The organism is Pirellulales bacterium (assembly GCA_035533075.1).
Lineage (GTDB): Bacteria > Planctomycetota > Planctomycetia > Pirellulales > JAICIG01 > DASSFG01.
The window spans coordinates 1-14,508 of sequence record DATLUO010000212.1 but is presented as its reverse complement, the minus strand read 5'-3'; the positions used below and the strand labels follow the sequence as shown (position 1 = coordinate 14,508).

Sequence of the window (14,508 nt, the reverse complement as noted above, 5' to 3'; positions counted from 1 at the left end):
TGGCCCCACCTTACGCCTACTACGTCGCAAAAGGATGCAGCGTCGCGGATTGTCAAATGGCACCCGCCAGGGGATAACTAAGTGCGGCCCAGCTTGTCAGCGGCCCCAAACGCTCCTGGTCGGCATCATCGATGGCTCGTCGTTTCACACTCGCCGGTTTGCTGTTTTGGGTCACGTTCGCCGCCCTGGGGTTGGCGATCGTGGTGCCGATCTATCGGCGCACGCACCGACTGGCCGCCCGTCAGGACATGGTTGTTTCTCTCGCGGTCTCGGCCGACGGCTCGACCTGCGGGGCATTGATGGGTGACGGAAAGGTCCTTATCTGGGACACATCGGGCATGTTCAAGGCCACATTGCGGACGCGGGGTAGTTTTGGTCTTGCCGGTCAACTCGCCCTCTCGCCCGACGGAAAACAGGCCGTCGTTACACGCGGTTGGCAACGCAAGGGGAACCGGCCGCGCCGCGGAATCGACCTGTGGGACGTCGGCGCCGTCAAGGTTCTCAAGACCATTCCAGCGGCGACGCTCGGGGCACAAATCGCCTTCTCGCCCAGGCAACATCTGCTGCTCGTGCAAGACCGCAGGCGCGGAACGGCCATCCACTCTCTCGACAACGACCGCCCCCCGCGGACCATCGCCAGCGAAGGCCTCCGCGCCAAATTCTCGCCCGACGGAACGGTGCTTGCCGTCACCACGGGGGCCAACGAGTTGAAAGTCTACGACGCGGCCACCCTGGCGCTCGTGGCGCAAACGGACGTCGGCGGTGACGAGTGCTGGTGTCAGGATATGGCCTGGTCGCCTGACGGACAAACGATCGCGATCCTGCGCGGAACATCCGAGGACGTCGATGATTCGAACACGACCATTGAAACCTGGCAATGGAAGTCGGGCCAGCGGGAAACGAAGACGCTGCCCGACGATGCGGCCTTTGCTGCCCTGACCTTCGTTGCCGACGGGCGAACGCTCGCCGTCGCCGGCAGTCGGACCGGACTCGTACACGGCGGCGGTCGGTTCGAACCGCTGTCGATGGGGCCGACGCTTCACCTGGCCGCGGACGTGCGAGGCGAAAGCTTATTGACGGAGGGCGTCGGCAGGATCGATCTTTGGGACGGCGGCACGTTCCGGCTGCGCAAAAGACTTTTCGAGAAAATGCCTGAGCCGCCCCTCTGGCCGGCGCTGGCGGGAATGACGATCTGGCTCATCGTGTTTGCCCTTCGACGTGCGCGAAAAAAGGTCCGCCTTCGCTTCGAGCAAGCGAAAACGCTCACGCCCGGCTCGCAACGCAAAAAGAAACGAGCAAGCGTTGTCGGCTATTTCATGGCACTGATGCTAGGCTTTGTATTGATGGTGGTCGTGAGGTCCGGTAACGGTGCCAAGCTCCGGGAAGTCGCGCCGCTGCCCCTTGGGGTCTTAGCGGGATCGATCGCCCTGGGCATCGGCATCGTCTACGCAAGGCTGCGATGGAAGTTGGCGCGCGCCGCCAATCCGGCGCGCGATTTTGCGATCGCAGAACGGGCCGCCGGCACACAGGGCACAACACGGCAAATCGGCGACATGCTGACTTGGTCGGCACCCGGCACCTCGCTGGTCGAGATGCTGGAAAGGGAGGCCGAAGCCGCCCGCGATCGATTGCGGTCCGTGGTCGGCCTTAGTCCGCCCCCACCGACGGTCCGCACGTTCTTCTTTGAAGACGGTCAGGCGCTGGCGAGCTATTTGGCAGGACTGGGCATACAGCTTGCCCCGCACTTTCTCAGCAAGAGCGTTTATCTGCGGGCGCCGGGTCGGCGGCTGCTCGTCGCCGAAAGCCCGCTACGACAGCACAGCGCCGATCCGCGGGTCACGTTGCGATGGCTGCTCACCTATCATCTGCTCGAATCGCTGGACGGCCGATCGCCCGCGGCCTGGATCGACCAGGGGCTGGCGGCGGCGCTGTCGCACGACAACGAGTATCACGAGCTTGCGCGGCTGCAGCGACGGGTGCTGGCCGGCCGCGCCTCAGGTCGGACCATTGGCGCCGGCGAATTCCTCGCCGGCACCGTCAATCGCAACTGGCGAAAACATCTGCGTCATAACGATCTCAAGCACTTCGCCTGGAGCCAGCAGTTCGCGGCCCAGACGTGGTCGGTGATGGAATTTCTTTGCGGACGCGGGGCGACGCCCGAAAGACGGCTGGCGTTTCAGCGGTTCTTCAACGACCCCGATCGCCGCAAGCGACCGGCCGAAGCTTTCGCCCGGCACTTCGACTGTCCCTTCGAGGAACTCCTTAACAGGTGGCAAACATGGGTCGACGAACAAGGAACCGGCGAGCATTACCCGCCGCCGGCGCATTTGGCGACGTATCTCATGGAGGGGCCAATTGCCAGGCTGGCTTCCACCGACACACTTCCGGGCGAACGCGTGACCGCCATCCGAGAACTGGGCGAGCACGGCTACTTGCTGGGTGCCGATCGGTTGATCGCCTTGCTCGATGGCCACGACGAAGAACTTCGCCGCGAAGCCGTTTGGTCGCAGGAGTGGATCTCTGGTCAGTCTCTTGGATCGGCCATCGCGAATTGGCAAGCATGGTGGCAAGGCGTCGCTGAAACGACGTCGTATCCGACGGCGACTTCTTGAAACGGGAAAGCTGCGCCGCAAGGCCCCATTTGGCACGCCGCTGGCACGATAATTGTTCGCTGTGACTTTCCGGCGCGCTCAGCGCGAACGTTTTGGCACAGGAAACCCAGACCAATGGCCAAGAAAAAAGCGGTAACGAGAAAGGACGCTTCCACCCGATCAGGAAAAAAAGAGGCGACTGGGCGCCGGTTGAGCACCATCAAGCCGCCTTCAGCGCCACCGCTGTTCCATAGCGACGAGGTGGGCGCTCCGCTGGGGCGAGACCGGGCCATCCGCGAAAAGGTGCGGCTCTATCCACGGGCAAGCGTAAAGGAAATCGTCGCCATGTTCGAGTTGGAAGGGCTGCGCGTCGCGCCCGCCGACGTGCAAAAGGCGAAGCGCCAAGCGACGCCTTGACGGCTTTCCGTCGCACGGCCTATACTCCGCGCTGGACGATGTGCCGGAAAGCCCGTCGCGCGCTGGACCGCGGTGAGCTGCCGACTTTTGTTTTTCGCGAACTTTCGCCGCCCTCCTTTGAAGATCACGCTATGAAAACCGAGCGCCGGCACGAGCTGGCCACGAATGTGTTGGCGGACTGGCTCGGTGAAAAAATCGAAGCCCTCAAGCCTTATTCCGCCGCCGTCTCGGCGAGCGTGCTGGCCGCGGCCGTGCTCGTATTTGCCTCGGTCCTGTGGTATCAAAAGCGGGAAGCGACCGCCAACCAGGCCTGGGAAGAGTATTTTTCGGCCCTGGAACAGCCCGACCCGAACAAAACCTTTGAGCGGCTGGAGGAAGTGGCCAACAATTACCAGGCCGACTCGCCCGCCGGGCAATGGTCGCGGTTGAGCCTGGCCGATACCCAGCTCGCGAAGGGCGTCGACGATTTGTTCAAAGACCGCGCGGCCGCACGCAAGGCGCTGGAAGAAGCGGTGGACCTCTATCGGGCCGTGCTGGAAAAGGCGCCCGGTGAATCGCTGCTGGCGGAACGGGCCACTTTCGGCCTGGCGGAAGCCTACGAATCGAAGGACGAACTCGACTCGGCGCGCGATCAATATCGCGCCTTGCTGGCCAACTGGCCCGACGGCGCCTTCAGTTCGCTCGCCAAAAGCCGGCTGGCCGATCTCGACCGCAAGTCGACGAAGGATTTCTATGATTGGTTCGCCAAGCAATCGCCGGAGACGAAATTGCCCAAAGGGCCGGGCACTCCGGGCATCAAGCCCGATTTCGACCTCAACAAGTTTCCGGAACATCCCTTTCAGTCGGGCATGACCCTGGGCGGAGAAAAGCCGGAAAGCAAGCCGAAGGACGATGCACCGAAAGAGGACGTCCCAGACGCGAAAGCCGATGGCGGCGAGGTGCAACCGTAGGGTGGGACCAGCGAGCTTGCGAGCGCCGGCCCACCGAAAGCGACGACGTCCCTTAGGGTGGGCCGGCGCTCGCAAGCTCGCTGGCCCCACCCTACAGGAGCGGGGCCGTCCATAGCGAACAATGCCGCCAGATGAACTTTCTTCCGCGCCGATCGAAATTGTCGTTTCCGACGCGCAGGCCGACGCTCGACTCGACTGGTTCCTGGCGCAGCAGTTTCCCCGCTATAGCCGCACGTTCCTGCGCCGCGTGATCAACGCCGCCGCGGCCAAGGTCGATGGAAAGCGCGTGCGGGCGAGCCACCGCGTGGCCCCCGGCGAGCGAATCACCGTCTTTTTGCCCGAACTGCCGCGCGAGGGGCCGGAGCCGGCCGACATCCCGCTCGAAATCCTTTACGAAGACCCGGCGCTGGCGGCCATCAACAAGCCGCCGGGCATGGTGGTCCATCCCGGCAAAGGCAATTGGCGCGGCACGCTGGCCAGCGCGTTGCAGTTTCATTTCGACCGCCTAAGTGGGCTTGGCGGCCCGACGCGGCCGGGCATCGTACACCGGCTCGATCGCGATACCAGCGGCGTGATTGTGGTGGCCAAGCACGACCGCGCCCACAAGGCCCTGGCCGACCAGTTCGAGGCCCGCACCGTGACGAAAGAGTATTTCGCCATCGTCGTGGGGCAACCCGACCGCGACCGCGATCTCATCGACCTGCCGATCGGTTTTCACCCGCACCAGCGCGAAAAGATGGCCATCCGGCCGACCGACCCTGCCAGCCGTCCCGCCCAGAGCTTCTATGAGGTGCTCCAGCGGTTCGACGGTTTCAGCAGCGTGCGGATTCTGCCGAAGACCGGCCGGACGCACCAGATTCGCGTACACCTGGCGGCGATCGGCTGCCCGGTGCTTTGCGATCGGGCCTACGGGGGTCGGTCGAAGCTTACGCGCGGCGAGCTGCGTCGCGTGTCCGACGACGACGAAGTGCTCATCGACCGCCAGGCCCTGCACGCCCGACGCCTGGCTCTGGCCCATCCCGACACGGGTCAGCCCTTGGAGATTGTCGCCCCGCTGCCGGTCGATTTGGAGCGCGTCATCGAAGCGCTGCGCCGCTGGCGAAGTGCGCGGTCCCATTGATTGCAGCCGCGTTTGATTGTCAAATCATGAGGCAAGGCGTTAGGCATTGGGCGTTAGGCGTTAGGCGTTAGGTATTGAGTATCCCTAGAGCGACTCCCATTTCCTAACGCCTATCGCCTAACGCCTCTTTCGCCACGTAGAACCACCCACGCGCAGAGACTGCCATGAAGCTTGTAAAATACACCCAGCACGGCGAGGGCGAACGCATGGGCCGGCTGGACGGCGATGAGATCGTGCCGCTGGTTTCCACCGCCGGCCAATATCAGACGCTCACCGACATCCTGGAAGCCGACGATCCGCTGGGCGTGATCGACTTGCTTGCCGATCCCGACACCGGCCGGCTGGCGTTGGACGCGGTGACGCTCTTGCCGCCCATCGATCGGCAGGAGGTCTGGGCGGCGGGAGTCACGTATATCCGCAGCCGGACGGCGCGGATGGAAGAATCGACCAGCGCCGCGGCCTGTTACGACAAGGTTTACGACGCGCCGCGGCCGGAGTTGTTCCTCAAGGCCATGCCGTACCGTGTGGTCGGGCCGGATAAACCGGTGCGGATCCGGCTCGACGCGGCCTGGAGCGTGCCGGAGCCGGAACTGGCCCTGGTGCTCAATTCGCGGATGATGTTGGCCGGCTTCACCATCGGCAACGACGTGAGCTCGCGCGACATCGAAGGCGAAAACCCGCTCTATCTGCCGCAAGCCAAGGTCTACGATCAATCGTGTTCGTTGGGGCCTTGCATTACCTTGGCTCAGGCCATGCCGGAGCCGGCCGACATCGGCATTCACCTGGCCGTGCTTCGCCGGCACGCGATCGTGTTCGAGGGGCGGACCAACGCGGCGCAGATGCACCGCACATTTCGCGACCTGATCGACTATCTCGGCCGCGACAACACGTTTCGCTATGGTGCGATCTTGCTGACCGGCACGGGCATCGTGCCCGACGACGATTTCCGCCTCAAGGCGGGCGACATCGTGAACATCACCATCGACGGCATCGGGACGCTGGTGAACTCGGTGGTGCAGGGGTGAGTTGACCCGTCGAATCGGGATGCTATGCTGACGAGACACGGATCCTCAATTGGTCCCGTCGATGAACCGTGCCGAAGACGACACACGCACCAACTGATCGTTCTACTTCGCGCGGCCGACGATGAAAGATTTCACGTTTCGAGCGCCTGGGCGGTGGCCCAGGCAGAGCCTCTCCGCACATCCGTTCTGCCTCGCAACGTTCCTCGGGGCGACCTTCGTCCGGCGGTTCGCACGCGCCGGATCCGCCCGTCGTCTTCGCGAGCCATGCGCCAAACTCAGGCGCGTCGAGCGACTTTTCAAGCCCACGACGAAACCGGCGATCCGCTGTGGGGCGACGAGCGGCGGGAAATAGCGAGCGTCGTCGGCCTTGTCGCGGCGGCGATAGATCAGCGGCGGCTTGTGGGCCACAAAGTCTTGTTGCAGTTCCTCTCGCGCGGGACGGAATCGCGCCACCGGCACCTTACGAATTATTAATGCTTTTGGCCTTGCCCGGCGGTTCCCTGCCGCGCTCCCTTTTGTTAGGTTGGCGGTGTTTTGCCGGATCGCTTGCCGACCGCTTTCGGGTGGTGGCACCCAGATTTTTCCGGAGTTCATTATCTCGGCGAGGACCGGACTTTTCGGCGGAGGCCGTAGGGATGTTCCCGAGCACGTTGAAAAAAGAGGTGCGATCGCTTTTGCAGGCTGCCCTCGCTGCCTGTGGCGTGGGCTTAGTTGCGGTGGCCGCTCGCGGATTTATAGTTGATCTGCGGTTGGCTCATGGGACGCGCGGAGATGCCGCGACGAGCATCCCGGCAGCGATAGCTGGAACCGTCGAGGTCAAGGCCCGTGAGCAGCCGCTCAGGATCGACCCAATTCCCGGGCTCGAGGACGTTGTGACCGAATCGCAAGCGGTCGAGGCGCTGTGCGCGAGTCTCCCTAACTGGAACCCGCCGACAGTCACCTTGCTGCTCCACGAATTGCGCTTGTGGGGACCGGCCGCGTCCTTCTCCGATCGAGTGCTCGGGATACCTTGGTCCGGCGCGGCAGCAACGCAGATCCTGTTGAGCGACAAGCTCTGCAATGCATCTACCGTTCCAGGCGGCGGTAGTTACCTGCTTGATTCGCCCTTTGGCATCCGCGTTGTCAGGGCAGGCTCCGCAGATGCGGCGGGATCGGGCGGTGAGGGGCACCACGGCCAGCTTCTAATGGTGCTCGGCGAGGCTCGGCTGCCGCTGTCGACGCCGATAGAGACGGAATCGGGACGACTAGGCACAGTAGCTGATCTATTGCGCGACGCAACCGTTCGGTTCACGCTGTCGGGCGAGGGAGAGTTTATGGCGGTTGCACTTGCGTTTTGGCTGGCTCCGGAGAGTGCGTGGACAGACCGACTCGGCGCCATACATTCGTTTGACGATCTCCTCGGCGAGTTGTTGTTGCAGCCGTACGGTAAAGGTGCATGTGGGGGGTGCCACACACCCTATGCCGTAACAGTCATCCTGCGGTGCGATGACCATTGCCCAATTCTGTCGAATCTCATCACGCCGCGCGGCGCTGCAATGGCTCGCGCGCCTGTCGAAGCTGCTGGAGCGCTCCCAGCGCCCTGAGGGCGGCTGGGATTTGTCGTGGCCCGGCGCCTACGAGTGCAACCGCATTTGGTGGGACGACGTTATGGATAGGATTACCATTGCGGGCCACCACCTTGAATGGATCGCGCTGGCGCCCTCATCGGCTCGCCCCAGCCGCGATGTAGTAAAACGCGCGGCGGCAGCCCTAATCGCCGATATCAACGCTCAGCCAGAAATGCGGCTGCGTTCAATCAAATCGCTTTTACCATGCAGCCATGCTGCGAGGGCGATATGTCTACTGCGCGGCGTTGACCCGTATGCGCTGTGGACCCGTTGTTGGGAGGCCGGAAAAATTTGCCGTTCCAGGGGTGGGGGCTGGACGTTCAATGCAGTCAGAGTTCCGAGGCGTTCTGAGGGCGGGGGCATTCCATCCACATCCAAGTGAAAAGGAGGCAACACCGCACACACCGCACATAGACGACTATGAAGTTTCTGTACGAAAGCTTTGATCATTTGTTTTGGAGAGAAAGTATGAAACGAATTCGCACCATAGGCCTTTGCTGTATTGTGGCGCCTCTATGCGCGGGACTGCTCCCTTCGGCTAATCCAGGTCGTGCTGTTTCACTTGTCGAGGCGGCAAATGTTTGGGGCGGTCAGTGCTATACCCCTAATGAGTCAAACACCACTACAGCTTGCACCGACTGCGGAATCATCGTCATGGTCCCATCAATCTATGACTACCCGCTGGGTTCGCCTGAGGGTAGACCGATTCCCTGCATCGTGGGGAATAAGTGCTTGTACACGCCGCTCAACCTGACCAAGCATTGTGCGGGCAGTTGATCACTGAGCGCTGATGTTCGCTGCCGGCACGGCTCAGCTACGCTCCGGCCGTGCTGGCAGAAGTTGGCGGCGCCTCGAGCGATCGTGAGCGGTTGGGTGGTGTAAGGTGTGAATCGACCTTTGCGCTCTCGGAATCATGAGAATCAGTAGCGTGCCGGTGATAGTGTTGGTAATAATGTCGTATGCTGTGTACGGACGTGACGTTGAGCCGCCGAGCGTCGAATTCATAACCGACGGCCTGAGCCGTGCCGAGCGTGCCTTCTTTGAGTCCGGCAAGCTCACATTGAGATACACGCGTATCGAATCGCTTAACATGGGAGCTACGGGCGCGCTGCAACGCGTCGAATGGCTCCTTGGTCGCAACGGCAGCGCATGGTATCAAGAGGCGAGATCCTTGGATCCGATGGAAACCCCAGAGGTATCGGTGTCCGCTGAGCCGCGCGTGTATATCTTAAGAGGCGGCGTGTCGTTGGATTGGACGCAAGAGAACCGATATGTCTTTCTTGCACCCAAGGACAATTTCAATGTCCTCCACGGCTGGCACCACCTCGAGAACGCCGGGTTTAACCCTTACCGGCAGGTCATTGAGTCGATTGGTAGGTCATACGACGAGGCAGCGCGCGATAAGAAATCGATGCTTCATCAGTTCTTGCGCAGGCCCCTGTTGCCAGATTTCTTGAGCGCGAACGCAGCAGAGTACAAGGTGCTCCGGGAACCAGAGCCGGTTGATGGCAACACTTGCTGGGTCATCGAATGGCCCGGCATGGACAAAATCTGGGTCGACGTAGACCACGGTTTCGCGGTGCATCGCCGAATTTTTCGTTGGAAGGTGAATGGACCCCGCGCGCGACAAGTAGATAATTCCGACTTTAGGGAGATCAAACCGGGCCTTTGGTTGTGCTTTCGGCAAGTCGTCGATAGCTACGTGGCGCCGGAAACAGTGACCGAGGCAGAATGGGACACGGTCGCCAACCGGTCGACGTACGAAGTAAGCCACATTGACCTTTCCCGGGCCCCAGAAGGCCTTATCTCCGTACAACTCCCGGTTGGTACGCACGTGACCGATCAAATTCGAAAAATCAACTACACGGTAACGGATGAGCAAGGTGACCCGTTTGAGAAAGCGTTGGGCGAGGCAAAGGAGTCCGCACGCGTGACGCGGCGGACCGGCATCATCGGTCCAATCATCATTGTTAACGCGCTTCTCCTTGCTTTGGTGGCGATCTACGTTTTCTTGCGTCGCAAGAAGGCCGCCGCGGCCGTCCTGGTCGCTATCTGCAACTTCGCCGCTGGCGCCACCGCCCGGGAACATGCTGTCATGTGGCCCGCGCGCGATCATGCGAAAATGGTGGACGATAAAGGCGAGTGGTTATGGAAGCCAGCATGGCTGGAGATGAACGCCTGTGGGCCAAACTCGCTCTTCGTGCTCCTTAAGCTGCTCGGAAAGAACGTCACCTTGGACCAGGTAAAGGACCGAGTGAAGTGCGACCCCGTCCGCGGATGCACCATGGCAGATCTGTCGGACGCGGCAAGCGCATTTGACGTGCCAGCGGACGTTCGTTTCGTCCATCCGAATGAGTTAGCCGACGTTCCGTTCCCCTTCATTCTTCACGGCATCTCGGGACTGAAAGCAAAAACAGGGCATTTCGTCGTGGTCGTCGGGCGCGACAGCGTAAAGCAGAACTTGGCGACCATCGACCCGATGCGTGAAACATTCCAGTGGGATCCAGAACGCGGCTTCGTCTCGGATTTTTCCGGATACATTCTCGTCCCACGGCGACATTCGGTTGCAAGGCCGACTGTTTTGCTCGCACTTGGTTTGACGCTCATATCAATTGGTTCGGTATGGCGTTACCGGACTCGAGGAGGCCAGGAATTTGGTTCTCGCGCCGATCACCAAGTTATAGAGACGTGACGCGCTGCCCGGCCATCCCGCCACTGAGCGGCGATTGTCTGCTCGATCTGCGCCGTCCTGATCGGTTTTGAGAAACTAGGCGCGTAGTCCTACCGGCACGCGAGCGGGATGCGTGATGCGTGAGCCTCCCGGTAATACAATGATCGCAGAGCGGCATCGCACCAAATAGCCTCTTCGTATCGTGGGCTTACCGGGACGCTCACGCGTCCCGCTCTCCAGAAGACTTCGTGCGCGTTTCGTTTGTCAAAACCGATTAGCGTGCGAACTCAAGATGCTAGACGTGAAGCGGGACTGCGGCTGCGTGTCGTGCCTCGCCTCGCAGCCACAAACGCGCGCGACTCGCCACGGTGGCGACGGCGAAGCACGCCAACCAACCCGCGAAGTTGATCAGCATCTGCGCCACAAGGCCAAGCTGGTGCATGTTGATCAGCCAACTAGCCAGGGTTGACAGGACGGCACCGGCGCAAAATACCGGCAACGGGCTTTCGCCGCACCGAACGATCGGTCGTGCGAGAGGGCTATCCCAGAAGTTGGGGGCCGGTCGCTCGCCCCGAAGCAGGCAGCGCCCCACGACCAGCATGCAGAAGAAAAACACAAGGCGGAGTGGTTGCATGTCCTGCTTGTCGATCAAGGGAATTAAATGCCGCGGGTAGGCGATTTGCATGAGTAGCGACGCCTGGATGAGTGCGACCCCTAAGAAGAATGCGAGTGGGCTCCGCGGAATAAACCGTTTCGCCGCGGGGGAGGTGCCGAGCAACGCACCCGTCATAAAGAGAAGCTGCCAAGCGAATGGGTTGAAAAAACAGGCGGCCTCCCAGCGACGCGGGACGCCAAACAATCGCGGAAATACCGGAACCGCGAGATAAAGAAGAAGCGAGACGGTGACCGGGATCGCAATAGACCTTCGGCCGGCGGCGAGCGCCGAGGGCAAGACCAGCAGCAAGACCATGTAGAGCGGAAGGATTGCCAAGTGCTGTGGGTAGCCTCGTAGGAGCGCAAGATCAATCAAGGATTGCGCGGGCGTCGCTTCGACGCTGCGATACCACGGGACAACGGCGCCGCCGGGGGAGCGTGCATATTGGTGGAGTGCCAAGACCAAAATCAGAACAGCCACCGACGCCAAATGAGCAAAATAGAGTTGGCCAACCCGATAGAGCGCCTTCTTTTGACATGACCAAAAGCCCTTCGCCGACATCCGTCTGTAATAGGCGATTCCGCCTACGTACCCTGATATGAAGACGAAAACCTCCGCCATGTCGGCGAAGCCCACCGAGTAGAGCGTATACTCAGCGAGCAGGTTTCCGGATATGTGGTCGCTGTAGATCAGCAGCAATGCGGCTCCGCGAATAAAATCGACCCGCCGGTCGCGAATCGAAGAAGCGTCGCACAAGCCAATGGCCGGCGTATTTCCCGTTGCGTTCGAACCGGCTATCATGGAGCATCCGCTCGCGACGTTTTCACTGACTGTTGAGGTTGACTTTTGGTCGGGCATGTTCGTTCGGCGCTTCGTGACGCCCGCCGTGGCTTTGGGGACCGAGCTTCATGCGTTGTCGCAGCAATCCTCGCCACGCACGCCCTGCTTTTAGCATGGATCGATTATCGCAACAGCCCCACGATCGATGAAGTGGCCCATCTCCCCGCGGGCATCAGCCACTTGCTTTTCGCACGGTTCGACCTTTATCGCGTGAACCCTCCGCTGGTGCGATCGGTCGCCGCGATCCCGGTGGTTGTTGCCGGCGCGAAAACCGATTGGTCATCATACAGTTTCGATCCGGGCAACCGTGCCGAATTCGCGGTTGGCGACGCGTTCGTCAAAGCTAACGGCGCCAAAGTCTTCTGGTATTTCACGTTGGCGCGCTGGGCCTGCATCCCGTTTAGCCTGGTCGGCGGTTATTTCTGCTATCGGTGGGCGCGATGGCTTTACGGGCCGGCGCCGGGCATTGTGGCCGCGGCGCTTTGGTCGTTCTCACCCAATATCTTAGGCAACGCGGCGATGATCACGCCAGACGCCGGTGCGGCGGCCTTGGGCGTCATGTGCGGCTACTGCTTTCATCGCTGGCTTGCGGATCCATGCTGGCTTCGCGCGTTGACGACCGGAGCCGCCCTCGGATTCGCTGAATTGGCAAAAACCACCTGGATCGTGCTGTTCCCTCTGCTGCCCGCACTGTGGCTGGTTTGGGCTTTGGTCAACCACCGGACGCGGACGAGGCGAAGCCGGTGGCCCGAAGCGCGTCAGTTGTCGGCTGCCTTGCTGACGGCGGTGTACTTAATCAATCTCGGCTACGGTTTTGAGGGGTCGTTTCGACGGTTACGCGATTTCAAATTCGTCAGCAGCCTTCTCGCCGGTCCAGAGGTGGAAGTCCGGGGGGGCAACCGTTTTGCCGGGAGTTGGCTCGGGTGTCTCGCGGTCCCGCTCCCATCGAGCTATTTGGAAGGCATCGATATCCAGAAATCGGACTTCGAGCGCGGCAAGCTTTCTTTCCTGCGCGGAGAACAGCGCCTGGGCGGATGGTGGCACTACTATCTCTATGCACTCACGATCAAGGTGCCATCCGGCACCTTGGTTCTGGCGTTGTTGGCGGCCGGGCTCACAGCGCGCCGAGGTTATTCGGCTGGCGCCATGAACGAAGCGGTCGTCGTGGCTCCGGCAATCATCGTCCTGCTGATAGTCAGTTCGCAAACGGGATTCAGCCGGCACTTTCGATACCTCCTTCCGGCCTTTCCATTTGCCTTTGTTTCGGTCAGCAAAACTGCCCGCGCGGTCCCACTTGGCCATCGTTCGCTGGGCCTTGTTTCAGCCGCCTGCCTCAGCTGGTCGATCATCAGCGCAATGGCGGTGTATCCCCACTGCTTATCCTACTTCAACGAGACCGTCGGCGGGCCGATGCGCGGCCATTCGCATCTCGTCGACGCCAACATCGATTGGGGCCAGGATCTCTTGTACCTCGCGCGTTGGACGCAGGCGCATTCGGCGGCAGTTCCTCTCTACGTCTCATATTTTGGCACTGTGGATCCCAAAACCGCCGGCATCGAGGCCATGCCGCTTCCGCACGAGGCCACGGCCCCTGGAATGCCATTCGCGACGGCAGCGATCGCCGGTCCGCTGAAGCCGGGCTGGTACGCCATCAGCGTCAACCATCTCCGTGCCTATCGGCACTGGCAGGCAAGAGGCAATCCCGACGACAGCCAATTCTTGCGACTATTGCCGGTTTCAAGGGCCGGTTATTCGATCTACATCTACCGAGTCCAACCACGCGCAACTAGACCGTAGCGGTGGTCGGGCCTGGGCCTATTCCAGACATTACGCATTTGTAATGATTCTCGTGTTGACCCAGTTCCTTGACACGTTCCCTACGCGTATCATCAACCGCGTTGCACGCGGCCGTTCTTTTTCGCGCCGCTTCAGGAGCGCCGGAGTCTTGACTAACTCCTGCGCATCGGCGCGGCCGCGAATGATCGCCGACACCGTCAGAATTCTTCCGGATTCTGCTGCAGCGGCACAAAGGAAGACGCGGCCGGTTCCAGGCCCAGCGTTGCCAACGGCGACGCCGGCCGACATCGGCATCCATATCGGCATCCATTTGGCCGTGCTTCGCCGGCACGCGATCGTGTTCGAGGGGCGGACCAACGCGGCGCAGATGCACCGCACATTTCGCGACCTGATCGACTATCTCGGCCGCGACAACACGTTTCGCTATGGTGCGATCTTGCTGACCGGCACAGGCATCGTGCCCGACGACGATTTCCGTCTCAAGGCGGGCGACATCGTGAACATCACCATCGACGGCATTGGCACGCTGGTGAATTCGGTCGTTCAGGGGTAGGCGATGCCAAGCCTCTTCCTTGCAAGCACCACCCGATTCGGTAGCCTGCCTGCTACCAGACGATGAAGTGGTCGAACACCATGTCGCGTGGTTGACCTGTCGACGCAGATGCTATGCCGGCTAGACTTAAGTAAGACGGTCTCTAAGTTCAAGTTTCGCGGTTTCCGGACATAGTTCGAGCCGGCCGTCGCGTTGGGTGCGGCGGCAAAACAGCAGTCGTTGAGCCGTAATTCGCGAGACAGAGCTCGCGTCGGCTTGGTCAGCCCGCGTGGCTGATAAATT

10 protein-coding genes are annotated in these 14,508 nt (G+C 61.3%); 9 read left to right on the top strand and 1 reads right to left on the bottom strand.

The features are described from left to right. The first annotated feature begins 131 nt into the window (after positions 1-131). The 7 genes from VNH11_27050 (at position 132) to VNH11_27020 (ending at position 10,402) form a co-directional block, all read left to right on the top strand. Positions 132-2,612: a WD40 repeat domain-containing protein gene (locus VNH11_27050; GenBank protein ID HVA50054.1), complete on the top strand. Its 2,481-nt coding sequence runs from the start codon at positions 132-134 to the stop codon at positions 2,610-2,612. A 189-nt stretch (positions 2,613-2,801) separates the two neighbouring features. Further along, positions 2,802-3,008 carry a hypothetical protein gene (locus VNH11_27045; GenBank protein HVA50053.1) on the top strand — a complete coding sequence of 69 codons (207 nt, stop codon included), beginning with the start codon at positions 2,802-2,804 and terminating at the stop codon, positions 3,006-3,008. Positions 3,009-3,139: 131 nt separating this feature from the next. Then, the gene (locus tag VNH11_27040; protein ID HVA50052.1) at positions 3,140-3,958 is read left to right on the top strand and encodes a hypothetical protein; all 819 of its coding nucleotides are present in this window, start codon (positions 3,140-3,142) and stop codon (positions 3,956-3,958) included. 121 nt (positions 3,959-4,079) lie between these two features. Next, positions 4,080-5,078: an RluA family pseudouridine synthase gene (locus VNH11_27035; protein HVA50051.1), complete on the top strand. Its 999-nt coding sequence runs from the start codon at positions 4,080-4,082 to the stop codon at positions 5,076-5,078. A 164-nt stretch (positions 5,079-5,242) separates the two neighbouring features. Further along, positions 5,243-6,103, top strand: coding sequence for a fumarylacetoacetate hydrolase family protein (locus VNH11_27030; protein ID HVA50050.1), 861 nt, complete (start codon positions 5,243-5,245; stop codon positions 6,101-6,103). Between the two features lie 635 nt (positions 6,104-6,738). Next, positions 6,739-7,686 carry a hypothetical protein gene (locus VNH11_27025; protein HVA50049.1) on the top strand — a complete coding sequence of 316 codons (948 nt, stop codon included), beginning with the start codon at positions 6,739-6,741 and terminating at the stop codon, positions 7,684-7,686. 937 nt (positions 7,687-8,623) lie between these two features. Then, positions 8,624-10,402, top strand: a complete 1,779-nt coding sequence (locus tag VNH11_27020) for a cysteine peptidase family C39 domain-containing protein (GenBank protein ID HVA50048.1) — start codon at positions 8,624-8,626, stop codon at positions 10,400-10,402. 274 nt (positions 10,403-10,676) lie between these two features. Here the strand turns inward: VNH11_27020 and opgC are convergent, their stop codons facing one another. Next, positions 10,677-11,894, bottom strand: coding sequence for an OpgC domain-containing protein (gene opgC, locus VNH11_27015; GenBank protein ID HVA50047.1), 1,218 nt, complete (start codon positions 11,892-11,894; stop codon positions 10,677-10,679). A gap of 192 nt (positions 11,895-12,086) precedes the next feature. On the opposite strand from opgC, the gene VNH11_27010 reads away from it, so the two are divergent. Continuing rightward, positions 12,087-13,673 carry a glycosyltransferase family 39 protein gene (locus VNH11_27010; GenBank protein HVA50046.1) on the top strand — a complete coding sequence of 529 codons (1,587 nt, stop codon included), beginning with the start codon at positions 12,087-12,089 and terminating at the stop codon, positions 13,671-13,673. A gap of 262 nt (positions 13,674-13,935) precedes the next feature. Further along, entirely contained in the window at positions 13,936-14,226 is a 291-nt protein-coding gene (locus tag VNH11_27005) for a fumarylacetoacetate hydrolase family protein (protein ID HVA50045.1), read from the top strand. Positions 14,227-14,508: the final 282 nt, after the last annotated feature.